The following is a 25,865-nucleotide window of genomic DNA, read 5'->3' as shown; positions in this document are numbered from 1 at the left end:
GGCTGTGCAGTAAGTTTCGTGAGTGGCAAACAACGTCTTCGACCTCACCGAGCTGCGCAAGCCTCCTCCGATCGAGGACAAGCACGTCGAAGGCCTGGTCTTCCCGCCGGTCGCCCTGGCGGCCGACGCCGACCTGGCCAGGGGCGTGCCAGGGGTGCCGCTGGTCGCCGACGCCCTGCGCCTGACGGCGTGGACGGGCACCCGCCCCGTCACCGAGCACGGCCTGCTGCGTCCCGCCGACGCCGAGGCGGCCGTCACCGCGCTCGGCCTGGTGGCCGAGCGCCTGCGGCTGCTGTGGGTGGTCGCGGTCAACACGGGGATGCTCCAGATCATGAGGGGTACGGCGAGCCGCGGCCCTCTGTCCCCCCAGCTGTCCGTCGAGGCGACGCTGGAGTTCTGGGACGGCGTGGTGATGGACGTCCTCGACCGCGCCGAGGAGGGGCTCAGCGGGTCCGCCGTGGTTGACGAGCACCTGGCTGAGACGCTGGCCACCATCTACTCCGTGCGCACCGGCGTGGCCGCCGCCACGCTGGCCAAGGGCATCCTCCAGTCCCACGAGGTGGCCTGCGAGCCCGGCGCCGTCGAGCTGCGCCGCCTGGCCTCCGTCCTGCCCGCCGAGCTCTACGACGCGCTGGCGCTGCTGGAATACTGCGGTCTGGTCGAACAGACCACCACGGGCCACTTCAGGCTCACCCCGCTCGGCGTGTGGGCGATCCGCCGCGACCTGCTGCGCGAGGGCCACGACGTGCCGACGGCCGCCGAGGTCGAGGTCTACTCCGACTACGCCGCCGCCGAGCTGGTCGAGGCGATGATCACTGGCGCGGTCACGCCGAGCGTGGTCGCCTACTGGCTGGAGCGCCGCTCGCCAGAGTCGGCCGCCCACGAGCTGGTCCAGGTCGCGGCCTCGGGCACGGCGGGCCAGCGCGGCGCGGTCGGCACCATCCTGGAGGAGCTGGGCCCCGAGGCCGAGCTGCCCGTCCGCAAGGCCCTCGACGAGCCGCTCATGTGGCGTTACGCCGCCTCGTGGCTGCACATCCGCGACCTGGCCGCGCCCCCGCTCAACCCCGACGACCACACCTGGATCGCGATCGACTCCCTGGCCGCGCTGCTCTACTTCGCCGACGCGCCCGGCGCGATGGGCTCCTTCGACGTGCTGGAGGCCGGCGAGGAGCTGGTGCGCCTGGTCGGCGAGATGGCCTCGGTCGACCACCCCGACACGGTTGCCGTGCTCGACCTGCTGGCCAATCACCACGGCGACCAGGGGGTGGCCAAGGCGGCCAGGAAGGCGGCGATGAAGGCCAGGTCGATGAGGGCGATGGCGACAGGCGACGCGCCCGGATAGTCCGAGATCGTCAACAGGTGGCCGGCGGGCTGGTTCTCTGGGGGAGGGTTGGCGGTTCTCACCAGTAAACTGGGGTGATCCCATCTATGCGAAACGGAGTACCCCTTGTCCATTCAGTCGATCCGGCTGTTCGGTGACCCGGTGCTGCGCACCCCGGCGGCCCCGGTCGTCGACTTCGACAAGGAGCTGCGCAAGCTGGTCAAGGACCTCACCGACACGATGATGGACGCGCCGGGCGCGGGCCTGGCCGCCCCGCAGATCGGCGTCGGCCTGCGTGTTTTCACCTACTACGTCGACGACCAGCTGGGACACCTGATCAACCCCGACCTCGACCTGTCCGCCGACCTCGACGAGGAGGGCGAGGAAGGCTGCCTGTCCTTCCCCGGGCTGTCGTACCCGACGCCGCGCGCCATCCGCGCGGTCGCCAAGGGCTTCGACATGCACGGCGAGCCCGTCGTGCTCGAAGGCACCGACCTGATGGCCAGGTGCTTCCAGCACGAGACCGACCACCTCGACGGCATCCTGTTCATCGACAGGATGGACCCCAAGCAGCGCAAGCTGGCGATGAAGGCCATCCGCGAGGCCGAGTGGAGCGGCCTGTCGGCTCCCACGGTCAAGTTCTCACCCCACGCCACGGGCGGGAGGGCCCTCTGACGATGCGCCTGGTCTTCGCCGGCACACCCGAGACCGCGCTGCCCTCGCTGCGCGCCCTGATCGACTCGCCGCGCCACGAGGTGGTGGCCGTGGTCACCCGCCCGGACGCCCGCGCGGGCCGCGGCCGCGCGCTGCACCCCAGCCCCGTGGCCGACCTGGCCGCCGCCGAGGGCATCGAGGTGCTGCGGCCCGCCAAGGTGAGCGACCCCGCCTTCCTCGACCGGCTGAAGGCGCTGGCTCCCGACTGCTGCCCCGTCGTGGCCTACGGGGCGCTGCTGCCGCAGGCCGCGCTCGACATCCCGCGCCACGGCTGGGTCAACCTGCACTTCTCGCTGCTGCCCGCGTGGCGGGGAGCGGCCCCCGTGCAGCACGCCGTCCTCCACGGCGACGAGATCACCGGCGCGGCCACCTTCCAGATCGTGAAGGAGCTCGACGCGGGCCCCCTCTACGGAGTGGTCACCGAGGAGATCAGGCCCACCGACAGCAGCGGCGAACTGCTCGCCAGGCTGGCCGAGTCGGGAGCCGGGCTGCTGGCCGCGACCCTCGACGGGATCGAGGACGGCACGCTCGAAGCGCGGCCCCAGCCGCTCGAAGGGGTGTCCGTCGCGCCGAAGCTCACCGTGGACGACGCGCGGATCGACTGGAAGGCGCCCGCGATGCGCGTGGACAGGCTGGTACGCGCCTGCACACCCAACCCCGGCCCGTGGACGACCTTCCGCGAGCAGCGGATCAAGCTCGGTCCCGTACGGCTCGCGGGCTCGGCCGAGCCGCTGGCGCCCGGCGAACTCGTCGTAAGCAGGAACAGCGTGCTGGTCGGCACCGGCACCCACCCGGTGGAGCTGGGCGAGGTGCAGCCGCAGGGCAAGCGGCTCATGTCGGCGGGCGAGTGGGCGCGCGGGGTGCGCGCCACGGCAGCGGATCGGCTGGTCTGATGGCTGAGCGGGGCGCGTCCTCCGGCGGCGGCACCCGCCGCGGGGGCTCTTCGGGCGGCCGCGGGTCCGCAGGAGGCCGCGGGTCTTCGGGCGGCCGTGGCCAGGGCGGCCCGTCGGGTGGCTCCTCGGGCGGGCGCGGTTCCTCGGGCGGCAGGGGGTCGTCGGGCGGCAGGGGTCCCGCGGGTGGCCCTGGACGACGGCCGACGCGGGACGAGGCGCGCAACGCCGCCTACGACCTGCTGAGAGCGGTCGACGAGCGCGACGCCTACGCCAACCTGCTCATGCCGCGCCTGCTGCGTGAGCGGGGGCTGAAGGGCAGGGACGCGGCCCTGGCGACCGAGCTGGCCTACGGCACGCTGCGCGGCCTCGGCAGCTACGACGCGATCATCGCGATGTGCGGCGACCGCGAGCCCGATCCCGCCGTCCTCGACGCGCTGCGCCTGGGCGCCCACCAGCTGCTCAAGATGCGCGTCCCCCCGCACGCCGCCGTCGGCACCACCGTCGACCTGGTACGGCTGCGCATCGGCACCGGCGCCTCCCGCTTCGCCAACGCCGTCCTTCGCAAGATCGCCTCCAGGACGTTCGACGAGTGGATCGACATCGTCGCCCCTTCCGCCGACACCGACCCCATCGGCCATCTGGCGATCGCCCACAGCCATCCCCGCTGGGTCGTCAGCGCCTTCCGCGACGCGCTCGGCCGTGACGCGGAGGAGACTGCCGGCCTCCTGGCCGCCGACAACGCCAGGCCGGTGGTGACGCTCGTCGCCAGGCCGGGGCGCAGCTCGGTCGAGGAGCTGGAGGAGGCGGGCGCCGAGCCTGGCCGCTACTCGCCGTACGCGGCCTATCTGCAGGAGGGCGACCCCGGGCAGATCCTCGCGGTGGCCGAGACCCGCGCCGCCGTACAGGACGAGGCGAGCCAGCTGGTCGCGCTCGCGCTCACCAGGGTGCCCGTCGACGGGCCTGATGACCGGTGGCTGGACATGTGCGCGGGCCCCGGCGGCAAGGCGGGCCTGCTCGACGCGATCGCCACGTACGGCGACCTCGCCGCGGGCAAGACCGGGGAGGCGGCCTTCGCGTTCGCGGGCGGGGCCAGGGTGGTGGCCGCCGACGTGCAGTACCACCGGGCCCGCCTGGTCTGGCAGACCACGAGGCAGGCCGCGGTGATCACCGCCGACGGCACCGAGCCCGCCTGGCGGCCTGGCACCTTCGACCGCGTGATGCTCGACGCGCCCTGCACGGGGCTCGGCGCGCTGCGCCGCCGCCCCGAGGCCAGGTGGCGGCGCGACCCCGCGAGCGTGGCCGAGCTGGGCGCGCTGCAGCGCCGCCTGCTCGACACCGCGCTCGATTCGCTGCGGCCCGGTGGAGTCGGCGCCTACGTCACCTGCTCGCCGCATCTGGCCGAGACCCAGGTGGTGGTCGCCGACGTGCTCAGGCGCCGGGACGACATCGAGCAGCTCGACGCCCGCGCCTTCCTGCCGGGGATCGACGGGCTGGGGGAGGGCCCGCACGCGCAGTTCTGGCCGCACCGCCACGGCACCGACGCCATGTTCCTGGCCCTGCTGCGCAGGCGGGCCTGACCGCGCCGCGCCGGACCTGCCGGCCGAGCTCGCCAGGCCCGGAGCGCCGAACTGGTCGCCCCTTCAGACAGGGGAGGAAGCCGGGTCCCGTCAGGGCTGGCCCGGCGCAGCCGGGACAGCCCCGAGCGCGGAGCGCGCAGTGCCTGTGGAGCTGGTGTCAGTCGGCAAGGGTCTTCCCTTCCGCGGTCGGCGACGAGCAGGAAGGCCTCCGGAGCGATCCGGGTCGCGCAAGCGGCAGGCGCTCGTAGAGCGTCCGGGACCCCCCCTGCTTCAGCTGGGGGAGTAGTCAATACACTCGGGGCCATCATGGCCGTTCAGATCTCTCCCAGCATCCTGTCCGCAGACTTCGCCCGTCTCGCCGACGAGGCCGCCCGCGTGCCGAACGCCGACTGGCTGCACGTGGACGTCATGGACAACCACTTCGTGCCGAACCTCACTCTCGGCCTGCCCATCGTCGAGTCCCTGCTCAAGGCCACCTCGACGCCGGTCGACTGCCACCTGATGATCACCGACCCTGACCGGTGGGCCCCGGCGTACGCCGAGGTGGGCGCGGGCAGCGTCACCATCCACGCCGAGGCGGCCAAGGCGCCGGTGCGCACGCTGCGCCAGATCCGCTCCGCCGGAGCCCGGGCCGGGTTCGCGCTCAACCCGGCGACGGCTATCGAGCCGTACGAGGACGTGCTCGGCGAGATCGACATGCTGCTGCTGATGACGGTCGAGCCGGGGTTCGGCGGGCAGAAGTTCCTCGACATGGTCCTGCCGAAGATCCGCAGGGCGCGGTCGCTGATCGAACGGCACGGCGGCCAGGTCTGGCTGCAGGTCGACGGCGGGGTCACGGCCGACACGATCGAGCGCTGCGCCGAGGCGGGCGCCGACGTGTTCGTGGCCGGCAGCGCCGTCTACGGCGCCGCCGACCCCGCCCTGGCGGTCGACAGGCTCAGGGAGCTGGCCGCCTCGCACGTCGGCTGAGGTCAGGAGGCCGTCCCGGCAGGTGGCGGTTCGGGGAAGTGGCAGGCGGTGAGGTGGCCCTCGTCGTCGCCGGGCAGCCGGACCAGGGGCGGTTCCTCCACCGCGCACGTCGGCTGGGCCTTCCAGCAGCGGGTTCTGAAGCGGCACCCCGAGGGCGGGTCGATCGGCGAGGGGACGTCGCCCCGCAACCTGATCCGCTCCCTGGGGGCGCCGTTCACCTCGACCTCGGGCACCGCCGACAGCAGCGCGTGCGTGTAGGGATGACGTGGCCTCTCGTAGAGCGACGTCCTGTCGGCGATCTCCACGATCTTGCCCAGGTACATCACCGCCACCCGCTGTGAGAAGTGCCGCACCACGGCCAGGTCGTGCGCGATGAACAGGAACGCGATCCCCAGCTCCCGCTGCAGCCGCCGTAGCAGGTTGACGACCTGGGCTTGGATGGAGACGTCCAGCGCCGAGACCGGCTCGTCGGCGACGATCAGCCGCGGCTCCAGCGCCAGCGCCCGCGCGATCCCGATCCGCTGCCGCTGGCCGCCGGAGAACTCGTGCGGGAACCTGTTGACGTGCTCGGGGTTGAGCCCCACGGTCTCCAGCAGCTCACGGACCCTGGCGTCGCGCCCGCCCGGCGGCTGGAGGTCGTTGATGTCCATGGGGCCGCGCACGATGGAGCCGACCGTGTGCCTGGGGTTGAGCGACGAGTAGGGATCCTGGAAGATCATCTGGATCTCGGGCCTGATCGGCTTCAGCGCGCGGCGTCCCGCGTGGCTGATGTCGCGGCCGTCGTAGACGACGCGACCGTCCGTCGGCTCCAGCAGCCTGGCCGCCAGCCGTCCAGCGGTCGACTTGCCGCACCCGGACTCGCCGACCAGGCCGAGCGTCTGCCCCTCCTCGATCGACAGGTCGATGCCGTCCACGGCGTGCACCTGGCCGATCTGGCGCCTGACCAGGAACCCGCCTCTGACGGGGAAGTGCTTGCGCAGCCCGGACAGTTCCAGCAGCGTCATGGGCGGACCTCCTGCTTCTGCTTCGAGGTGAGGTAGCAGGCGTCGCTGTGCCCGCGGGGCGGGGCGAGCTCAGGCCGCTCGTCCGAGCACACCTGCGGCCCCGCCAGCGCGGCGAAGTCGCAGCGCGGGTGGAAGGGGCAGCCCCGCGGCACGTTGATCAGGCTGGGCGGTGTGCCGCGCACCGGCATGAGCTCCTCGGTCACCGGGCGGCGCAGGCTCGGCATCGACCCGAGCAGGCCCCACGTGTAGGGGTGGCGGGGATCGCGCAGCACCTCGCGGACGGTGCCGCGCTCGATGGCCCTGCCCGCGTACATCACCAGCACGTGATGCGCGGTGCTCGCCACCACTCCCAGGTCGTGGGTGACGAGGATGATGGCGGTGCCGGTCTGCTCCTGCAGGTCGCGCAGCAGGTCGAGGATCTGCGCCTGCACGGTCACGTCCAGCGCGGTGGTCGGCTCGTCGGCGATGAGCAGCGCGGGGTCGCAGACCAGCGCCATGGCGATGGTCGCCCGCTGCCGCATGCCGCCGGAGAACTGGTGGGGGAAGTCCCTCGCCCGTGTCCTCGGCTGCGGGATGCCGACCCTGTCCAGCATCTCGATCGCCCGCTCCCATGCCGCGGACCTGGAGGCGCGCCGGTGCCTGCGGTAGACCTCCGCGATCTGCGCGCCCACCGTGTGGTACGGCGAGAGCGACGTCAGCGGGTCCTGGAAGATCATGGCGATCCCGTTGCCGCGCAGCCGTTCCATCGTCGAGCGGGGCGCGCCCAGCAGGTCGTGGCCCTGGAAGACGATCCGGCCCGAGACGCGCGAGGTCCGGGGGTCGTGCAGGCCGAGCACGGCCAGGTTCGTCACCGACTTGCCCGAGCCGGACTCGCCGACGACGCCCAGCGTGGTGCCCCGCTCCACCTCGAAGGACAGGCCGTCGACGGCGTGGACCACGCCGTCCTCGGTGTGGAAGTCGACGGTGAGATCGCGTACGTGAAGGAACACTAGGTCAGCCTCACCCTGGGGTCGATGACGGCGTAGAGGGCGTCGACCACGGCGTTCATGACCACGATCGCGCCCGCGGCGACCAGCACCGTGGCCATCAGCATCGGCAGGTCGGAGTAGGTGACGGCGCGGACCGACAGCCGGCCGATGCCCTGCAGGCCGAACGTGGTCTCGGTGATGATCGCGCCGCCGATGAGCGTGCCGAGGTCGACGCCGAAGATGGTGACGATCGGGATGAGCGTGCCGCGCAGCGCGAAGCGCAGGACGACCGTGCGGGCGGGCATGCCCTTGGCGCGGGCCGTACGGACGAAGTCCTCGCCCAGGTTCTCCACCATCGTCGAGCGGGTCATCCGCGTGTAGTTGGCGGTGAAGATGATCGCCAGCACCACCCAGGGCAGCAGCAGTCCCTCGGCCCACGCCAGTGGGTTCTGGGTGAGCGGGGTGTAGCTCGGGACGGGAAGCAGCTTGCCCTGGTAGACCAGGAAGTAGAGGGCGAGCGTGCCGACGAAGTAGATCTGCACCGAGGCGCCGACCAGCGAGGCCATACTGGCGATCTTGTCGAGGGGCCGGCCCTGCCGTAGCGCGGCGAGGATGCCGGTGGCCACCCCGAAGGTCAGGAAGATCGCCGCCGCGCCGACCGTCAGCGAGATCGTGACGGGCAGGCGATCAATGATCGTCTCGAACACCGGGGCGCGGTTGACGAAGGAGTAGCCGAGGCACGGCGCCGGGCAGTGGCCGAGCCCGGGGAAGTCGCGCCCCGCGAAGACGCCGCCGAGCCAGGTGACGAACTGCACCACCACCGGCTGGTCCAGGCCTAGGTTGTGCCTGGCCAGCGCCAGCATTTCGGGCGGGCAGACCTTGCCGCAGGCCAGGCTCGCGGGGTCGGAGGGCAGGGCGAAGAACAGGAAGAACGTCACCGCGGAGATGATCACCAGCGTGACCATGGTGGTGATGGCGCGGCGGACGAGGAATCGGAGCACGGGGATCTCCTGCGGCGGGGCGGGGGCCCCGGGCGTGGGAGCGCCCGGGGCGTGGCGCTACGGCTTCACGAAGATGGTGTTGGGAGAGACGATCCACTGCTGCGGGTCGATCTCCGCGCCGCCGACCTTGGAGCCGTGCAGCATCGTCGCAATGCGGTTCTCGGCGACGACCAGCGGCGTGATCGTCTCCTGGATCTTCTTGTCCAGCGCCATCCACGCGGCGTTCTGGGCGTCGAACTCGGGCATTCCGGCGATCTTCTTCATCTCGGCCTTGAGCGCCGGGTCGTTCAGGTGGGAGTAGTTCGGCGCGCCGTCGGCGACGGGGCCGAAGATGACGGGCAGGACCGTCGAGCCCGAGGCCCAGTCGGCGCCCCAGCCGCCCCAGTACAGGTCGAAGTCGTTCTTCACCAGGCCGATGGAGTCGTAGTAGGTCTTGCGGTCCATGGGCTTGGTGACGACCTTGATGCCCGCCTTCTCCAGCGCGTTCTTGATCGCGACCGTGACCCGCTCCTGCACGGGAGTCTGGTTGTAGGCGTAGACGATGGTCGGCGTGGGGTCGCTCGACTGGGCCAGCAACTGCTTGGCCTTCTCGATGTCGCCCTCGGGTTTGGCGGCCTTGCCGAACAGGTCGTAGGACTGGTAGCCGATCGTGGTGTTCTCGTTCAGGATCGTCGTCGGCAGCGCGGCCGCCTGGGGGCCGCCCTCGATCTGCTGGATCTGCTTGGCGGGCCAGGCGTGGTTGATCGCCTGACGGATCTTGGCGTCCTTCACCCTGTCGAGGTTGAAGTAGTAGTAGTTGCCGTAGGGCGACGGGCTGATCATCCGCCTCGACGCCAGGTTCTGGTCGCTCAGCACCTGCTGGAGGCGCTCGGGCGGAGTGCTCGCGTAGAACGTGAACGCCTGCTGGTCGGCCCCCGCGTCGGCGACCAGCCGGTCGGTGATCTGCAGCGGCTCCTGGCCGAACTCCAGCTTCCACACGTCGGGGTAGGCGCCACGGATGGGGTCGGTGGCCGGATCCCACTCGGGGTTGCGGGCCAGCTCGTAGGACTTGTCGACGACGTGCGACTTGATGATGTACGGCCCGCTCGCCACGGGCTGCTTGTCGTACTGCTCCTTGGTGTCCTTGGCCTTGGGCACGATGCCGTACCCGCCCATCGCGAAGGCGTAGTTGGCGTCGGCGTGCGGCGCCTTGAACTTGAAGACGACCGTCTTGGCGTCCGGCGTCTCGATGGCGTCGAGCTCCTTGCCGCCGTAGGGCCCCTCGTAGGCGGCGCGGTGGTCCTCCTGGGTCAGCCACTGCTGGACGTAGGTGGGTCCCTGGGTGATGAAGGGGGCGAACATCCGCTCGATCGTCCACTTGACGTCCGCCGAGGTGATCGGCGCGCCGTCCTGCCACTTCACCCCGTCCTTCAGCGTGAAGGTCCAGGTTTTGCCGCCGTCGGAGGCGGTGCCCGCGTCGGTGGCCAGGTCGCCGACGAGCTTGTACTCGCTCTTGGCCACCCGCTTGTAGCCGGTCAGCCCGCGGTGGACGAGCAGCCCGAAGTTCGCCTCGGTGTTGACGTAGATTTGGGCGGGGTCCAGATGGGAGAAGTCGTCCCTGTCGATCATGGTGACGGTGCCGCCCTTGACGACGCCTTCGGGCTCGATGGCCGGGCCCCTGGAGTCGTCCGCGGTGCCGATCGAGATCGTCGGCGGGGTGTAGGTGGGGGCGGAGGGCGCCGCCTGCGGGCTCGTCCCCTGTTGGGGAGCGCCCTGGTTGCCCGGCGCGCAGGCGCCGGTGAGCGCCAGCGCCGCGGCGGCGAGTACGGCGAAGGCCGTGCGGACGGACATGTCTCTCCTATCGTTTGATCTTCGGGTCGAAGGCGTCGCGTACCGAGTCGCCGAGCAGGTTGAAGGCGATGACGAAGACCAGCAGGGCGACGCCAGGAAAGACGAGGTAGGTGATGTCGTTCTGGTAGACCTCGGTGCCGCGCAGGAACATGCGGCCCCAGTCGGGGATCGGCTCGATCATGCCGACGCCCAGGAACGACAGCGCCGCCTCGGCCGTCACCAAGGCGGGAAGCAGCAGCGTCGACTGGATGAGGATCGGCGTCCACAGGTTGGGCAGCAGCTCCCTGAACACCACCCTGGCGGGCGAGGCCCCCGTCACCCTGGCCGCCTCGACGAACTCCCGCTCCCTCAGTGTCAGCACCTGGCCGCGCAGCAGCCTGGCCAGGCCGGCCCAGCCGAACGCCGTCAGCACGACGACCAGCGTGACCGCGCGCAGCCACACGGGGGTCTGCTCGTCGGGGCTGACGAAGAGGTTCTCCACGACCGGCATGAACGCGATCGTGAACAGCACGGCGGGAAGGGACAGCACGATGTCGATCACCCTGCCGATGAGCGAGTCGACCCGCCCTCCGGCGTATCCCGCGACGATGCCGAGCACCACCCCGATCAGCGAGGTCAGCAGCGTGGCCACCACCGCGATCAGCAGCGAGGTCCTGATGCCGTAGACGAGCTGGGTGAACACGTCGCGGCCGAGCCCCGGCTCGATCCCGAACCAGAATGCCGAACTCACCCCTCCGTTCGGCTGCACCGGATATCCGAAGTCGTTCAGCAGGCCGGGGCTTTCCTGGCCGTAAAGCGTGTACGGGTCCCTGCCGTACACGAGGGAAATGAGCGGCGCCGAAACGGCGACCAGGAAGAAGAAGACGACGACCAGCGCGGCGGCGACGCCGGTGCGGTCGCGTCTGAAACGCAGCCACATCAGCTGGCCTGGTGAACGCCCCACGGCCTGGGGGATCGGGGTGACGGCGGGCGCGTCGAGCGCCGGGGTCGGGATGGTCATGGGGGTGCTCCCGGATCATTCGTGCCTCGTTCGCACGTTCGCAGCAGCGACCCGGATAAAGCAATGCCCGCGCCTTCTTTAATGATTCTGTCGAACAACGCGGACGTATTCGAGGCGCGATTCTCATTGCTCAGACCGGCGAATTGGAGTGACAATCGGCGGTGTGTGGAGCGGCTTGTCACGGAATCGCGACACGAACCCGACGAATCCCAGACATAGGATCATGGTTTCCGGGTAATTGAACACTTATGGAGGATCACGGGCTGTTCGGGCCGCAATCGGTGACCTGGCGGGTGATGGGCGAGCCCATCCTGCTGGTGGGCGGGTTCCGCGCCCTGCTCATGCAGGGCCTGCATCCCAGGGCGATGCGCGGAGTGCTGCAGAACTCCGCGCTCCTGGACCCCGCCGAGTCGTGGTCGCGCTTCCTGCGCACCACCGAGTTCGTCAGGGTCCGCACGTACGGCACGCGCGCCGAGGTCGAGCGCGCGGGCGCCAGGGTCAGGAAGATCCATGCCACGCTGACGGCGCTCGACCCCGACACCGGCGAGCGGTTCCGTCTCGACGAGCCCGAGGCGCTGCGCTGGGTGCATGTCGGCGAGGTCGACTCCTACCTGTCGGTGGCCCGCAGGGCGGGGGTGCGGCTGAGCGACGAGGAGGCTGACAGGTTCGTCGCCGAATGGCGGTCGGCGGCCGAGGTGGTAGGGCTGTCGCCGGAGGAGGTGCCGGGGTCGGCGGGCGAACTGAGCGACTACATCGGCGCCGCGCGGCCGGGGCTGCGCTTCGTGCCGGAGGCGGCCCACCCGCTGCGGATGTCGCTCAACGCGCCGCTGCCGCTGTACCTGGCGCCGCTGAAGCCGATGCTGCCCGCGCTCACGCTGCTGGCGTTCGCGACGCTGCCGCGGTGGGCGCGCCGGCTGTACGGGCTGCCCGCGACGCCGGTGGGCGACCTGTGGGCGACCGCGTCGCTGCGGGCGCTGCACACGGGGCTCGGGTTCGTGCCGGCCCAGGTCCGCTACGCCCCTGACGCCCGCCGCGCCCGCCGCCTCATGGCGGCGTGACTTCCGGGTTTCTCGTACGGCACGCCGGGTCGGGCGCCTCCGCCCGGCGCGTGGACCCGTCCTCCGAAGGGACGCTCCTCGGGCGCCGGTGGCTGACCTCCCAACGGCGTCCGTCAACTCCGATCCCTCACACACACCTCGACCTCGCGGGCTCGCGCCTACCAGCTGCGATTCTCGGGACTCCTCCGGCCTGCGGTGATGCGTACGACCAAGCGTTTGTTTAGGTTTGTTGGCGGGGGTGGTCGCGCCGGGCTTTTCGGGCATGGCACACTGGACGAGAACAGAGCTAGCGTGCTCCGGGGTCGGTGAAAATCCGAACCGGCGGTGACAGTCCGCGACCCGGCCGATGCCATCGGCCGGTTGACTCGGTGAAATTCCGGGACCGACGGTGAAAGTCCGGATGGGAGGAAGCGCGCGGGTGTCCGGTGTCCAGCCGGGCGCCTCTGTGGTGCATGCGTCGCAGCACCCTGTCATCCCCGGGGCCCGCCGTAGCTGAGAGCTACTGGCGAGTAGGAGGTCCGGGGGTGGACGAACCCGCCCAGTCAAGGCCGGGCATTGCCGTACCCACAAACCCCGCGAGCGACGACGCCCTGCACATGGCCAGGGCCGTCAGGCTGGCCGCGCTGGGTCGCGGCACCACCAGCCCCAACCCGGTCGTCGGGTGCGTGATCGTCGACGCGTCGGGAGCGCACGCGGGAGAGGGCTTCCACGCCTACGCGGGCGGACCGCACGCGGAGGTCGTGGCGCTGAGCGAGGCGGGCGAGCGCGCCAGGGGCGGCACCGCCTACGTGACGCTCGAACCGTGCGCCCACACCGGGCGCACGGGTCCCTGCGCGGAGGCGTTGCTGAAGGCGGGGATCGCCAGGGTGGTGATCGCCGTTCCCGACCCCAACCCGCAGGCGGCGGGCGGGGCCGGCCAACTGCGCGCCCACGGGGTCGGCGTCGAGGTCGGGGTGCTGGCCGAGGAGGCCGAGCGCGGTAACGCCGAGTGGCTCACGTACATGCGGAAGGGCCGGCCCCACGTCACATGGAAGTTCGCCGCCACGCTCGACGGCAGGTCCGCGGCGGAGGACGGCACGAGCCAGTGGATCACCTCGCCGGAGGCGCGGGCTGACGTCCATCGCCTGCGCGCCGAGTCCGACGCGATCATCGCGGGCATCGGCACCGTCCTGGCCGACAACCCCCGCCTCACCGCCCGCCCGGCCCCATCCTCACCAACCCAACCCCATCTGACCGCCTCCGGTCCGACTGACCCTGGTCCGGCACAGTCCGGTGCGGCGCAGGCCGGTCCTGCCTCGGACGGCTCGGCGGCAACCGGCCTGGGTTCCCGACCGGGCGCGTCCCGGTTGGCGTCCCGGGGACTGGGGCCGGCGGGTGGCGCGGGGCGGGAGCCGTACCGGCAGCCGCTGCGGGTGGTCGTCGACACCGAGGCGCGCACCCCCGCGCACGCCGGCGTCCTGTCAGCCGAGGCCCCCACGCTCGTGGCCGTCGCCGACGACGCCGAGACCGACCTCCGGATCCCCGTCCTGCGCCTGCCGAGGTCGGCGCACGGCGGCCTCGACCTGCACGCCCTGCTGGCCGAGCTGGCCCGCTTGGAGGTCGTCAGCGTGTTCCTGGAAGGCGGCGCGACCCTCGCTGGTTCCTTCATGAGGGAGGGGCTGGTCGACCGTGTCATCGCCTACCTGGCGCCCGCGCTGCTCGGTTCGGGGAGCGCCGCGCTCGGACAGGCGGGGGTGCGGACGATCGCCGACACCCACCGGCTGGTCTTCGAGGAAGTAACCCCCATCGGGACGGACCTGCGGATCATCGCCCGCCCCGCTACTGAGGAGCACTGATGTTCACCGGAATTGTGGAAGAGCTCGGCGAGATCGTCGCCGTCGAACCCCTGGGCGACGCGGCGAGGCTGTCGGTACGCGGCAAGGTCGTCACCTCCGACGCCAAGCACGGCGACTCGATCGCGGTCAACGGCGTGTGCCTGACGGTCGTCGACGTCGAGGACGAGGTGTTCACCGTCGACGTGATGAGGGAGACGCTCAAGAGGAGCTCGCTCAAGAGTGTGGAGAGCGGTGCGCGGGTCAACCTGGAGCGGGCCGTACGGGCGGACCAGCGCATGGGCGGGCACATCGTGCAGGGCCACGTCGACGGCACCGGCGTCCTGCTGTCGCGCGAGCCCGGCGAGCGATGGGACGACGTGCGGTTCTCGCTGCCCGCGGAGCTGAACAGGTACGTGGCAGAGAAGGGCTCGATCGCCGTCGACGGCATCAGCCTCACCGTCACCGCCGTGGACGAGGAGAGCTTCGGCGTCAGCCTCATCCCGACGACGCTCGAACTGACGACGCTGGGCGGCAGGAGCGAGGGCGACGTGGTCAACCTCGAGGTGGACGTGATCGCGAAGTACGTCGAGAAGCTGGTGGTGACCAAGTGAGCGGCGACTTCACCGTCTTCGGCACGCCCGTCTACTGGACCGACCTGATCGGCAACGTCGCCGCCCTGGCGACCGTGGTGCTGGCGATGCGCAGGTCGATGTGGACGTGGCCGGTGCAGCTCACCGGCGCGGTGCTGCTGTTCATCGCCTCCATCAACGCCCACATCACAGGGAACGCACTCAAGCAGGTGCTGTTCGGCGCCCTGGCCGTCTACGGCTGGTACAAGTGGAGCAGGGGCAGGCGCGACGACGGCGGCCTGGCCGTACGGCCCGCCTCGCTGAAGGAGCGCTCGGCGCTGATCGGCACCATGGTGGTCGGCACGGTCGTGGTCGCGCTGCTGTTCATGTGGCTCAACTCGATGGGCCTGAACATCTCGTGGGCGCCGTGGCCCGACGCCTACATCTTCGTCGGCTCGGCGGTGGCCACCTTCGCCCAGGGCAGGGCGCTGATCGACTTCTGGTGGATCTGGGTCCTGGTCGACCTGGTCGGCGTCCCGCTGGCGTTCACCTCGGGCCTGGTGGTCTCGGGCGCGGTCTACGCGGTCTTCCTCGTGCTGGTCCTGCTCGGCTTCCGCAGCTGGCTGAAGCAGTACAGAACGGCACAGGCGGCGGCGGTGCCGGCATGAGCGTCTCCTTCGACTCGGTCGAGCGGGCCGTTCACGACATCCGCGAGGGCAGGCCCGTCGTGGTCGTCGACGACGAGAACCGCGAGAACGAGGGCGACATCATCTTCGCCGCCGCCAAGGCCACGCCCGAGCTGCTGACCTTCACCATCCGGCACACCAGCGGCGTCATCTGCGTGCCTATGGAGGGCAAGGAGCTCGACCGGCTCGGCCTGCCGCTCATGGTGTTCCAGAACAAGGAGCGGATGCGGACCGCCTACACCATCAGCGTCGACGCCCGCGACGGCGTCACCACCGGCATCTCGGCCGCCGACCGGGCCAAGACCATCCGCACGCTGGCCGACTCCGCCACCGAGCCCCAGGAGCTGGTACGGCCGGGCCACATCTTCCCGCTGCGCTACCACGAGGGCGGCGTCCTGGCCAGGAGGGGCCACACGGAGGCCGCCGTCGACCTGGCCCGCATGGCGGGGCTCAGCGCCGCAGGCGTGCTGGCCGAGATCGTCAACGACGACGGCACCATGGCCAGGCTGCCCGAGCTGCGGGTCTTCGCCGACCGGCACGACCTCGCGCTCATCTCCATCGAGCAGCTCGTCGACCATCGGCGGCGCACCGAGAGCATGGTCACGAGGGTCGCCGAGACCAGGCTGCCCAACGCGTACGGCATGTGGCGCGCGTACGGCTACGCCAGCGCCCTCGACGGCGGCGAGCACGTCGCCCTGGTGCTCGGCGAGCTGGGCGACGGCGAGAACATCCTGGTGCGCGCTCACTCCGAGTGCCTGACCGGCGACGTGTTCGGCTCGCTGCGCTGCGACTGCGGCGTGCAGCTCGACCACGCGATGGCGGCCATCTCGAAGGAGGGCCGCGGCGTGGTCGTCTACCTGCGCGGCCACGAGGGCAGGGGCATCGGCCTGCTGGCCAAGCTCAAGGCCTACAGCCTGCAGGACAACGGCAGCGACACCGTCGACGCCAACCTGGAGCTCGGCCTGCCCATCGACGCGAGGGAGTTCTCCAACGCCGGGCAGATGCTGGCAGACCTCGGCGTCAAGTCGGTCAGGCTGCTCACCAACAACCCGGCCAAGCTGCGCGGCATGGACGGCTACGGCATCAAGGTGCTGGGCCGCGAGCCGATGCCGGTGGCGGCGAATCCCTACAACGAGGGCTACCTGAGGGCCAAGCGCGAGCGATTGGGGCACGAGCTGTGAGCGGAGAGGGCAGGCCGGCCGCGACGTCGGTCGACGCGGAGGGGCTGAGCGTCGGCATCGTGGCGGCCAGCTGGCACGGGAAGATCACGGACCAGCTGGTCGCGCGGGCCGTACAGGCGGCCCAGGACAGCGGCGCGAACGCCACGGTGGTACGCGTCGCGGGGTCGCTGGAGATCCCCGTCGTGGCCCAGGCCATGGCCAGGAGGCACGACGCGGTGGTGGCGCTCGGCGCGGTGATCCGCGGTGAGACCGCCCACTTCGACTACGTCTGCGACTCGGTCACCGCGGGGCTCACCAGGATCTCGCTCGACGAGGAGACGCCCGTCGGCAACGGCGTGCTCACCTGCGACACACTCGACCAGGCGGTGGCCAGGAGCGGGCTGCCGGACAGCGTCGAGGACAAGGGCTACGAGTCCACGGTGGCGGCGCTGGAGACGGCGCTGCTGCTGCGTGGGCTGCGATAGTTTTCCTTGGTCGAATTGAACGCTTCCGACCCAGCGAGAGCCGAGATGCCTGAGCCAGTCAATCCTCCGCCCCTGCCCCTCACCTGGCGGCCGGTCAAGGGGAGATATGTGGCCTACGGCTTCGCGGCTCTCATCGTCGTCGGCGCGATCGTGATGGCGCTGCTCATCTCCGAGCCGTTCCAGCTTCCCGACAAGATCATGATCGTCGCCTTCGGGTGCGCGGTCGCCTGGGTGCTGCACCGGCTCGGCAGGGTCAGGGTCGAGGCGGACGACGAGGGCATCACGGTCGTCAACGTGTTGCGCACCCACCGCTACACCTGGCCCGAGGTGCTCGACGTCACGCTGCTCGAAGGCGATCCGTGGCCGAAGATCGACTTCTCCGACGGGATGACGGTGGGCGCGATGGGCATCCAGGGCAGCGAGAAGGCCCGAGCCCGCCGCGCCACCGCCGAGCTGGAGTCGCTCATCAGGGCCAAGGGCGAGGCCAGCGAGTAGGCAGGGCGGTCAGTCCAGAGCCCAGGCCTTCTCCGCGGCCAGGACCCTGGCGACCTCGGCGGGGACGGCGTCGCGGACCTCGACGACGCCGTTCTCCTCACGCAGCACGGTCACGATGCCGGTCACCAGCCGGCGCCTGCGCAGCACGTCCAGTGCCCGCACCTCGCGCTCGGCGGTGAGCGTCTCAGGAGGTCTGGTCGCGGCGGGCTCGGACTGGGGCGTCGCGATCTCGGCTGCCGTGATCTGGGATGTCGTGATCCCGCGTGTCGTGGTCGCGGTGGTGGCGGTCCCGTTGCGCTCGGCCCAGGCGCGGTCGATCCCGTCCGGCACCGTTTCGGTGTGCTCGGTCGTGGTGTGCCCCGTCTCGAAGGTCGCAGAGTCGGGGCGGCCGGTGCCGGAGATCTCCGTGCCGACGGTCGCGGCGTGCTCCCGGCCGGTGGCCTCCCGACCTGGCGCCTCTCCGGCGGTCGCCTCTCGGGCGGTTCCCTCTACGGCGGCAGCCTCGCGGTCGCGGGCCTCCGTCCCGGCGAGCGTCGCCGGATCGGCGGGCGGGGCGATCGGGCGCCACTGCCACAGCCGGTAGCTCAGCCCCGGATGCGGCCGCTCCACCAGCTCGCCGAACGAGAGCTGGAACGTGGGCAGCCCGTCAGGGTTCAGGCGCCTGGCGGCGGCCACCGAGCTGCGCAGCTCGTTGAGATAGCGGCTGCGGTTGCCCTCGTCGGTGTCGAGCAGCCAGGTCGGCGGGCGCGTCATCAACCGCGGCCGAAGGTCGCCGAGCAGCTGGGCCAGCCTGACCTCGTGCTCGTGGTCGAGCGGCCAGTCCTCCTCCACCGCCGGCGGGGCGGGCGGCGCGGGCGGCTCGGACGAGCCGAGCACCCTGGTCGAGACCCAGTCGCCCAGCGACGACCGCGCCTCCACGATCTCCACCGGTTTCGCGTCGTCGTCCACGCCGTCGGGGCGCAGGTGCAGGGCCGGGTCGAACACGTCCCTGATCGGCCAGAAGCGCAGCAGCCGCTCGGAGTTGTGGGCGTACAGGTGCAGGCCGTACTCGAAGAAGGCGGGGCCGATCAGCACGCTGCGCCCCGACGCCGCGGACATGTACGGCGTGACGGCCACGACCCCGGTCTCCGCCACGCACCGGGCGTCGGCCACGAGCTTGCCGTGCCCCTCCCACGGCGGCGGCGGGCCGTCCCACACCTCCACCCTGACGCGACTGTGCTCGGCGCTGGCGTACAGGTAGACCTGACGGTCGAGCTCGGCCAGGTGGACCCGGGTGTCGACGCCCTGGAGCCCGCTCACGCCACGGAGCATGAACTGCCCATAGGTGATGGGGACCTCGTCGTCCAAGGTGTCCAGCAGGTGGGCCATACGCGTACTCCGGATTTCACAGATAGGGGTTGTGTGAATGTACCGGAATTCGGCCAGTTTGGCCTGGGTGGACCACGCTTGGAACACTCCTGGAACACGAGAAGACGGGGCGGCCCCTGCGCGGGCCGCCCCGTCTTCTCATTCGGAGGAGGACGTTATGCGATCGCGGGCTCGCCCGAGATGCGCGGCGCGCTCACCGGAGCCTCGTCGAGCGGCTGCGGAGGAGCGTGGAGCACCGCCTCGTCGATCCGGCCCTCGCCGCGGGCGACCAGGACCGGCACCACGATCTGTCCCGCGACGTTGGTCGCGGTGCGGATCATGTCCAGGATCGGGTCGATGGCGAGCAGCAGGCCGACGCCCTCGAGCGGCAGGCCCAGCGTGCTCAGCGTCAGCGTGAGCATGACGGTCGCGCCGGTCAGACCGGCCGTCGCGGCCGAGCCGACCACGGAGACGAACGCGATCAGCAGGTACTCGCCGATCCCCAGCGGGACGTTGAAGACCTGTGCCACGAAGATCGCCGCCAGCGCCGGGTAGATCGAGGCGCAGCCGTCCATCTTGGTCGTCGCGCCGAACGGCACGGCGAAGGAGGCGTAGTCGCGGTCGACGCCCAGACGCTCGATCGTGACCTTCTGCGTCAGCGGCAGCGTGCCGACCGAGGAACGGGAGACGAAGGCCAGCTCGATCGCGGGCCACGCGTTACGGAAGAACGTGATCGGGTTGACCTTGCCGACCACCGCGAGCAGCGTCGGGTAGACGGCCAGCAGGACGATGAAGCACCCGATGTAGACGCCGAGGCTGAACTTGGCCAGCGGCGCGAGCAGGTCCCAGCCGTACGTGGCGACCGACTTGCCGATCAGGCCGGCGGTCCCGATGGGGGCCAGGCGGATGACCCACCACAGCGCCTTCTGGACCAGTTCGAGGATCGAGCGGCTGAAGGTGAGGAACGGCTCGGCCTTCTCGCCGATCGCCATGGCCGCCGCGCCGAGGACGATCCCCAGGAAGACGATCTGGAGGACGTTGAGCTCGGTGAACGCCGTGACGATGTTTGTCGGGATGATGCCGGTGAGGAAGTCGACCCAGGTGCCGACGCTCTCGGGCGCCTTCGCACCCGCCGTGCTCAGGGTGACGCCCTGGCCGGGGTTGATGATCAGGCCGAGTCCGATGCCGATGATGACGGCGATCAGCCCGGTGGCCAGGAACCAGAACAGCGTCTTGCCCGCCAGCCTGGCCGCGCCGTTGACGTTGCGGAGGTTGGCGACGCTGACCACCACAGCGGTGAACACCAGCGGCGGCACTGCCAGCTTGAGCAGCTGGACGAAGATCTTTCCGACTTCGGTGAGGGTGTTGGCGAGCCAGGCCACGTCCCAGACGCGGGCGGCGAAGCCGAGGGCCACGCCCACGGCCAGGCCCAGCAGCAACTGCAGGGAGAAAGAGAATCTCTTCACGATGAGAAAGGCTCCGAAAGACGGCATGCCGAAGAGGGGCATGCGAAGGGGGGTGGGTGAGGGGTCGTGCGATCGAGCGCTCGTCAGAGCGCGATCAGCGACAGAGGGAGCCGGTCAGACGACAGAGATCGATGTGCAGCCGCTCAACGAGCCACACAGACAGGACGGAAAACCTCACAGAATCGGTAAACAGGAGTGAATAGGACAGTATTCCGACTGTAAGAGTGATCTACCTCACAAGCAAGACTTCCATGGCACCTCGCCGATCATCGGAATCCGTGGTTCCGGAGGCCCGGGGCAATGAGCTGAGGGCGTCCTCGGGCACGGGTCCTCGGGCGCGGGTCCTGGAGGTGCGGGGGTCCGGGGGCGCGGGGCTGCTCGGATTTCCAGGCGGGCGGCCGGGCGCGGGAGTCTCGGGATGCCGGGTTCGGCGTGTGGGTGTCCCGGACCGAGGTGCCGACGGGCAGGGGTCTCGGGGTGCCGGAGGTCCCCGGGCTTCGGGGGCGAGGGGTGTCGGGGTCCTGTGGATGGGGGGTGGCGCTCAGGTGGCCTCGACGGTCGTGATGTGGATGGACAGTTCGTTGGAGGACGTGTACGAGGCGTAGGCGAGGGAGTCGCCAACGGAGTGCCGGGGGTAGCGGTCGACTGCCTTCCGGTCGGCGATGTCGTCGCAGAACCGGCCCAGTCTGATGGGAGCGTCGTCTCCCCCCGGGCACAGATACAGGTCCCACACCTCGTGTTCCCGCGCGCGCGCCGACACCAGCCGGTCGTACGGCACCGCGCAGCTGAAACGCCCGTCGAGGTGGGCCTGGGCGGGCAGGATCACCTGATCTGCGGCCGCCTTCTCGGGCTCGGACGTCGTGCCGCGCCGCTGGGCGAACAGGGTCAGCGGACCGTAGGGCAGGTTCACCAGCAGCCCGTGGACGGTGAGCCTGGTGGGGGTGGACACCAGGTCGGTGACCTCGGCATGCGACGTGCGGACGTGGACGGCGATCGACAGGTCGCCCTGCTCGGTGACGTAGGGCGTCCACGTCTCGAGGGGCTGCTCGAGGTAGGGAAAGGCGTTCACCAGGGCGCGGGTGTCGCACATCCCCGAGGCGAGTCGCCGCAGCCGCTGGCCCGGCCTGGCCACGTACACGTCCCAGCGGCCCTCGACGAGATGGTGCCGTCCCCGTTCGAGAGAGGCCTCGCCTGACGGGGTGAACGGCACTTCGATCGCGGTGTCCGTGCCGTGCCGCCGCAGCTTCACCGACCATCCCGCGGCGGTCTTGCCCGCGGCCCATGGACCGCGGTCGAGCCGGATCGTCAGGCCGCCGTCGGCGCGCACGAGGCAGTGCGCGGTGATCGGCCCCCTCGCCACGCGCGGCCGCACCGCCGCCTTCCACGGCAACAGCGCCCGCACGCCGGAGCGCGTCCTCGCCCCCAGCCGCTCGAGAAAACCCAGTCGGTCCGGGGAAACCGTCCTGCTCGAGGATGCTGCCCTGCCCGTGGAAGCCGCCTTGCCCGGGGAGGCCGGCCTGCGCAGGAAGGCGAGCGGGCCGCGGCGGCGTGATCTCAGGTGGTCGGCGAACAGTCGCTCGTAGCGCAGCGCGATCTCCGACGGGTCGAACCGGCTCGCGTTGCGCAGCGCCGCCGCGCCCATCGAGCGGCGCAGCGGCTCGTCGTCGATCAACCGCAGCAGGCCGTCCGCCATCGCCGACGGCGTCGCCTCCCGTACCAGCAGCCCGTCGACGCCGTCGTCGATGATCTCGCGAGGACCGAAAGGACAGTCGACGCTGACGACGGGGACGCCGCACCGCATGGCCTCCACGATGGTCATGCCGAACGACTCCAGCTTCGACGACACCGCCGCGATCGAGCCCTTGGCCCACTCGGTCTCGATGGGCGAGTGCGCGCCCATGAGGAGGGCGCGGCCGTTGAGCCCGAGATCGTTGATCAAGTCCTGGAGGCCGGCCGCCTCCTTGCCCCTGCCGTACAGGCGCAGGCTCCACCCGGGCCGCTGGACGGCCACCTTGGCGAAGGCCTCGATCAGCAGCTCGTACCGCTTGACGGCCGTCAGCCGCCCCGCGGCGACGATCGTCTGCGTGTCGAGCGTGGACGGCTCGACCGTCGGCTCGGGGACGCCGTTGGGGATCGACACCACCGTCGTCCGGGTGAAGGGCATCTTGGCCCGGTACACGGCCGCGTCGCCGTCCGACATGGTCACCAGGATGTCGAGCGCGGGGCCGTGCTCGCGCAGTTCGGACAGCGTCGCGGGGCTCTGCCCATCGTGGATCAGGTGTTCCTGACCGACCTTGAGGTAGCGCCGCGTGCCGTACCTGGCCAGGTAGACGATCAGCCCCGGGCGGGTCGCGACCACCACGTCGGCGTCGCAGGCGGTCAGGTAGGACGCCATGCGCTCGTCGGTCAGGCGGGAGCACCGGAGGTAGCCCTTGATCTCGCCCCTGGCGTAGTCGACCGACGGCTGTGAGTGGCGCGGGTCCTTGCCGTCGAAGTACGGGGAGCCGGGGCGCAGGTCCACGAGATCGCGCACGGCGACGCGGGGGTCGACGGCGAAGGAGGGCTCGTCCGCGGTCCGCAACAGGCTGGTGATCTCCACTTGGTGCCGCTCGGCCAGTGCCGCGGTGAGGTTGACGGTCGACCGGATCGTTCCGCCGATGCCGTACAGATTCTGGATCAGAAAGACGATCTTCATCGGTTCTCCATCACGACTGAGCTGCTGCGAGCCGATCAAGGGGTACGGCGATGCCCATCGTGCCCGTCCGTGGTGGCGGCGGCACGGCAGCGGGTGAAGGTGTGACGCCGCCTTGGTGAGGGCTTGACGTTCCTTGCCGGCGCCGGCCCGCGACGACTCGCCCACACACCGGAAAGTCGCCGGTGAGCGGGCCGTTCGGGGGACAATCCGACGGTCACCGAGAGTGCCCGCGGTGTGACGTGTGGCCACCGCGCCGGAGGAGGGGCCGCGTCGTGAAGAGAGCCGTGACCGCGCTGTTGAGCTGCTGGATCCTGCTGGCGGCATTGGTCGTGGCCCCCGTCCGGGCGGCGGTGTGCGCGCGGACCACCTTGGTCTCGGTCGCACACCAGGACGACGACCTGCTGTTCATCAACCCCGCCCTCGCCGGCGACTACGGCGCGGGAGCCTGCCTGCGGGTGGTCTACCTGACGGCGGGCGACGCGGGCCGCACGGACGACTACGTGCGCAGCAGGGAGAACGGTGTCCGCGCGGCCTACGCCCTCATGGCGGGAGCGCCCGACACCTGGAAACGGTCCGACGCCGGAGGGGTCCGCGGCTTCTCCCTTGCCCACCCTCCGGCCGGGCGCGGTGAGCTCCAGCTGCTGTTCCTCGGCCTGCCCGACGGCTTCCCCAGGGGAGGGGGAAGCGCGGCCCAGGGGAGGCAGAGCCTGCTCAAGCTGTTCCGCGGCGGCATCGGCCGGATCTCCACGGTGGACGGCACGGCCGACTACGACGAGCAGGCGCTGGTCGCGACCCTGCGGAGGCTGATCGAGCGCTTCAGGCCCGACACCATCCGCACACTGGACCACCAGAGCACCCGCCTCGGCTTCAGCCTCACCGAGCCGGTGGATCACAGCGACCACGCGGTGACGGCGCGCTACACGGTGCTGGCCGCCCGCCGCGCCATGGCCGCCACGCCGGGCCTGCGGCCCGTGATCGTCTTCTACCGGGGGTACGGCATCACGGCGCTGCCCGCCAATCTCACCCCCGACGAGCGGGCGCGCAAGAGCGCGATCTTCGCTGAGTACGTCAGGCACGTGGACTGCGAGCCGGCCGCCTGCCCGCCCGCGCCCGCCACGCTGGCGGCCGGAGACCGCGACTGGGTCGCCAGGCAGTACCGGCGGGAGCTCCCTTCACCGGCCCCCGGCACGATCGTGTCGTGGATGGGAGCCACCGACGCGCCCAACGACGACGCCGCCACCGCGCGCTGCCTGGACGTCCGGCCGGGCGGCGCCGTACGGACCCAGGCCTGCGACGGCACCCAGGCGCAGGGCTGGCACGTGAGGGGCGCCACGCTCCGCAGCGACCTGAACGGCCGCTGCCTGTCGGCGGGGCGGGTTCCCACGATGGAGACCTGTGACGGAAGCGGGGCGCAGCGCTGGACCCTCGCCCAGAACGGCCGCATCGGCACCGCCGCCGGGTGCCTGCACCAGGACGACCTCCTCGCCCGCCACGCCCGGCTGCGCGTGGCGGCCTGCGACAGGGGAAGGCCCGAGCAGTGGTGGTTCAACGCGGTGGCCGAGGCTAGGCCGCCAGCTCCTTGACCTTCTCCAGCAGCGCGATGCGCTCCTCGTGGGTACGGCCCATCGGAGTGACGTTCAACGTGGTGACGCCCGACTCCCTCATGGCCTGCACGCGGTCGCGGACGAAGCCCTCGGAACCGATGAGCGACATCCGCTCCAGCAGCTCCTGCGGGACCAGCGCCTCGGCCTCCTTCTTGTTGCCCGCCAGGTAGAGCTCCTGGATCTGCTCGGCCTCCTTCTCGTAGCCGTAGCGGCGGGCCAGCTCGTTGTAGAAGTTCTTGCCCTTGGCGCCCATGCCGCCGATGTACAGCGCCGCCATCGACCTGCCGAGCTCCAGCAGGCCGTCGCCGTCGTCGCCGATGTAGAGCGCGGCCTGCGCGATGACGTCCAGCTCGCCCAGCGAGGCGTCGCGCTTGGCCCGGCCGGCGGCCAGCGACGGCCCCCACACGTCGGCCGCCTTCTCCGGCATGTAGAAGATCGGCTCCCAGCCCTCGGCGATCTCGGCGGTCAGCTCGACGTTCTTCGGGCCGATCGCGGCCACGACGATCGGGATCCGCGAGCGCACCGGGTGGTTGATCAGCTTGAGCGGCTTGCCGAGCCCGGTGCCCTTGTCGGCGGGCAGCGGCAGCGTGTAGTGCTTGCCCTCGTAGGTGAGCCGCTCGCGCTCCCACACCTTGCGGCAGATCTCGATGACCTCCCGGGTACGGCCCAGCGGAGCGGTGTACGGCACGCCATGGAAGCCCTCGATCACCTGCGGACCCGAGGCGCCGAGACCCAGGGTGAAGCGGCCGTCGGAGACGTAGTCCATGCCGGCCGCGGTCATCGCCAGCAGGGTCGGCGTACGCGAGTAGATCGGCAGGATGCCGGAGGCGATCTCCAGCCGCTCGGTCTTGGCGGCGATGTAGCCCATCTGGCTCACGGCGTCGAAGGAGTACGCCTCGGCCACGAAGACGATGTCGAGCCCGGCCTTCTCGTAGTCGGCCAGCTCGGCGACCGTCTCCTTGAAGCCACCTGAGTAGTTGAGCGCCATCCCGATCCGCATGCCGAACTCCCTAGTAACCGAACTATGTTCGGCTTTAGGTTAGCGCTTCGCGTGTCGCCCGGCGAGCGCCTACCCTGGTCAACTCGGGGGGCGAGAGGAGCGGTGTGCTGAAGCGTGCGGTGATCGCGGGGGCGATTCTGATCGCGGCGATGTTGGCGGGTCACCGCCTCATTCCGGCACTTGGGGGATTTGCCCCAATATTGGAGAGT

The 25,865-nt window shown here is 70.8% G+C and carries 23 protein-coding genes and 1 riboswitch; of the genes, 13 read left to right on the top strand and 10 right to left on the bottom strand.

Translation table 11 applies throughout. From position 1 onward, the window contains the following. Positions 1-22: 22 nt before the first annotated feature. The 5 genes from AB0B45_RS01205 to rpe all read left to right on the top strand — a co-directional run bounded on the left by AB0B45_RS01205 (position 23) and on the right by rpe (position 5,474). Entirely contained in the window at positions 23-1,342 is a 1,320-nt protein-coding gene (locus AB0B45_RS01205; protein ID WP_358123564.1) for a hypothetical protein, read from the top strand. 105 nt (positions 1,343-1,447) lie between these two features. Continuing rightward, positions 1,448-1,996, top strand: coding sequence for a peptide deformylase (def, locus tag AB0B45_RS01200; protein WP_358123562.1), 549 nt, complete (start codon positions 1,448-1,450; stop codon positions 1,994-1,996). 2 nt (positions 1,997-1,998) lie between these two features. After that, on the top strand, positions 1,999-2,928 hold the full coding sequence (fmt, locus tag AB0B45_RS01195) for a methionyl-tRNA formyltransferase (RefSeq protein WP_358123560.1): 930 nt from the start codon (positions 1,999-2,001) through the stop codon (positions 2,926-2,928). Beyond that, positions 2,928-4,505 carry a transcription antitermination factor NusB gene (locus AB0B45_RS01190; RefSeq protein WP_358123558.1) on the top strand — a complete coding sequence of 526 codons (1,578 nt, stop codon included), beginning with the start codon at positions 2,928-2,930 and terminating at the stop codon, positions 4,503-4,505. The genes fmt and AB0B45_RS01190 overlap by 1 nt, the downstream gene beginning before the upstream one ends. Positions 4,506-4,811: 306 nt before the next feature. Further along, positions 4,812-5,474 (top strand): ribulose-phosphate 3-epimerase, encoded by a 663-nt coding sequence (rpe, locus tag AB0B45_RS01185; RefSeq protein WP_358123556.1) that lies wholly within the window; start codon positions 4,812-4,814, stop codon positions 5,472-5,474. A gap of 2 nt (positions 5,475-5,476) precedes the next feature. Here the strand turns inward: rpe and AB0B45_RS01180 are convergent, their stop codons facing one another. From AB0B45_RS01180 to AB0B45_RS01160, 5 genes are read right to left on the bottom strand one after another with little or no spacing between them, the layout of a single operon-like run. After that, a complete protein-coding gene (locus AB0B45_RS01180; protein WP_358123554.1) occupies positions 5,477-6,478 on the bottom strand; it encodes an oligopeptide/dipeptide ABC transporter ATP-binding protein in 1,002 nt (333 codons plus the stop codon). Beyond that, positions 6,475-7,467 (bottom strand): ABC transporter ATP-binding protein, encoded by a 993-nt coding sequence (locus AB0B45_RS01175; protein ID WP_358123552.1) that lies wholly within the window; start codon positions 7,465-7,467, stop codon positions 6,475-6,477. Before AB0B45_RS01175 ends, AB0B45_RS01180 begins: the two co-directional genes overlap by 4 nt. Further along, entirely contained in the window at positions 7,467-8,447 is a 981-nt protein-coding gene (locus tag AB0B45_RS01170) for an ABC transporter permease (RefSeq protein WP_358123550.1), read from the bottom strand. Before AB0B45_RS01170 ends, AB0B45_RS01175 begins: the two co-directional genes overlap by 1 nt. Positions 8,448-8,504: 57 nt before the next feature. Then, positions 8,505-10,277 carry an ABC transporter substrate-binding protein gene (locus AB0B45_RS01165; RefSeq protein WP_358123548.1) on the bottom strand — a complete coding sequence of 591 codons (1,773 nt, stop codon included), beginning with the start codon at positions 10,275-10,277 and terminating at the stop codon, positions 8,505-8,507. Positions 10,278-10,284: 7 nt separating this feature from the next. Then, a complete protein-coding gene (locus AB0B45_RS01160) occupies positions 10,285-11,277 on the bottom strand; it encodes an ABC transporter permease (RefSeq protein ID WP_358123546.1) in 993 nt (330 codons plus the stop codon). Positions 11,278-11,525: 248 nt separating this feature from the next. On the opposite strand from AB0B45_RS01160, the gene AB0B45_RS01155 reads away from it, so the two are divergent. The 7 genes from AB0B45_RS01155 (at position 11,526) to AB0B45_RS01125 (ending at position 17,544) form a co-directional block, all read left to right on the top strand. Then, the gene (locus AB0B45_RS01155) at positions 11,526-12,335 is read left to right on the top strand and encodes an oxygenase MpaB family protein (protein WP_358123544.1); all 810 of its coding nucleotides are present in this window, start codon (positions 11,526-11,528) and stop codon (positions 12,333-12,335) included. 287 nt (positions 12,336-12,622) lie between these two features. Next, positions 12,623-12,753: riboswitch (FMN riboswitch) on the top strand. A gap of 106 nt (positions 12,754-12,859) precedes the next feature. Beyond that, entirely contained in the window at positions 12,860-14,170 is a 1,311-nt protein-coding gene (gene ribD, locus AB0B45_RS01150) for a bifunctional diaminohydroxyphosphoribosylaminopyrimidine deaminase/5-amino-6-(5-phosphoribosylamino)uracil reductase RibD (RefSeq protein WP_358123542.1), read from the top strand. Beyond that, a complete protein-coding gene (locus tag AB0B45_RS01145; protein WP_358123540.1) occupies positions 14,170-14,760 on the top strand; it encodes a riboflavin synthase in 591 nt (196 codons plus the stop codon). The genes ribD and AB0B45_RS01145 overlap by 1 nt, the downstream gene beginning before the upstream one ends. Next, complete coding sequence (gene pnuC, locus AB0B45_RS01140; RefSeq protein WP_358123538.1) at positions 14,757-15,386, top strand: nicotinamide riboside transporter PnuC; 630 nt, start codon at positions 14,757-14,759, stop codon at positions 15,384-15,386. Before AB0B45_RS01145 ends, pnuC begins: the two co-directional genes overlap by 4 nt. Beyond that, positions 15,383-16,585 carry a bifunctional 3,4-dihydroxy-2-butanone-4-phosphate synthase/GTP cyclohydrolase II gene (locus tag AB0B45_RS01135; protein WP_358123536.1) on the top strand — a complete coding sequence of 401 codons (1,203 nt, stop codon included), beginning with the start codon at positions 15,383-15,385 and terminating at the stop codon, positions 16,583-16,585. Before pnuC ends, AB0B45_RS01135 begins: the two co-directional genes overlap by 4 nt. Beyond that, the gene (ribH, locus tag AB0B45_RS01130; RefSeq protein WP_358123534.1) at positions 16,582-17,049 is read left to right on the top strand and encodes a 6,7-dimethyl-8-ribityllumazine synthase; all 468 of its coding nucleotides are present in this window, start codon (positions 16,582-16,584) and stop codon (positions 17,047-17,049) included. Before AB0B45_RS01135 ends, ribH begins: the two co-directional genes overlap by 4 nt. A gap of 45 nt (positions 17,050-17,094) precedes the next feature. Next, positions 17,095-17,544 carry a PH domain-containing protein gene (locus AB0B45_RS01125; RefSeq protein WP_358123532.1) on the top strand — a complete coding sequence of 150 codons (450 nt, stop codon included), beginning with the start codon at positions 17,095-17,097 and terminating at the stop codon, positions 17,542-17,544. Positions 17,545-17,553: 9 nt separating this feature from the next. Here the strand turns inward: AB0B45_RS01125 and AB0B45_RS01120 are convergent, their stop codons facing one another. From AB0B45_RS01120 to AB0B45_RS01105, 4 genes are all read right to left on the bottom strand, one after another. After that, positions 17,554-18,912, bottom strand: a complete 1,359-nt coding sequence (locus AB0B45_RS01120) for a hypothetical protein (protein WP_358123530.1) — start codon at positions 18,910-18,912, stop codon at positions 17,554-17,556. Positions 18,913-19,067: 155 nt separating this feature from the next. Continuing rightward, complete coding sequence (locus AB0B45_RS01115; protein WP_358123529.1) at positions 19,068-20,357, bottom strand: dicarboxylate/amino acid:cation symporter; 1,290 nt, start codon at positions 20,355-20,357, stop codon at positions 19,068-19,070. Positions 20,358-20,451: 94 nt separating this feature from the next. Next, positions 20,452-20,514 (bottom strand): putative leader peptide, encoded by a 63-nt coding sequence (locus AB0B45_RS01110; RefSeq protein WP_350655493.1) that lies wholly within the window; start codon positions 20,512-20,514, stop codon positions 20,452-20,454. 384 nt (positions 20,515-20,898) lie between these two features. Then, positions 20,899-23,052 carry a glycosyltransferase family 4 protein gene (locus AB0B45_RS01105; protein ID WP_358123527.1) on the bottom strand — a complete coding sequence of 718 codons (2,154 nt, stop codon included), beginning with the start codon at positions 23,050-23,052 and terminating at the stop codon, positions 20,899-20,901. 272 nt (positions 23,053-23,324) lie between these two features. On the opposite strand from AB0B45_RS01105, the gene AB0B45_RS01100 reads away from it, so the two are divergent. Further along, positions 23,325-24,635 (top strand): PIG-L family deacetylase, encoded by a 1,311-nt coding sequence (locus tag AB0B45_RS01100; protein WP_358123525.1) that lies wholly within the window; start codon positions 23,325-23,327, stop codon positions 24,633-24,635. On the opposite strand, the gene AB0B45_RS01095 is transcribed toward AB0B45_RS01100, so the two are convergent. Further along, complete coding sequence (locus tag AB0B45_RS01095) at positions 24,616-25,656, bottom strand: LLM class F420-dependent oxidoreductase (protein ID WP_358123523.1); 1,041 nt, start codon at positions 25,654-25,656, stop codon at positions 24,616-24,618. The two genes, AB0B45_RS01100 and AB0B45_RS01095, sit on opposite strands and share 20 nt — an antisense overlap. Positions 25,657-25,865 lie beyond the last annotated feature (209 nt).

The organism is Nonomuraea sp. NPDC049152 (assembly GCF_040648355.1).
Taxonomy (GTDB): Bacteria; Actinomycetota; Actinomycetes; order Streptosporangiales; family Streptosporangiaceae; genus Nonomuraea.
This window is presented reverse-complemented; position numbering and strand designations above follow the sequence as displayed.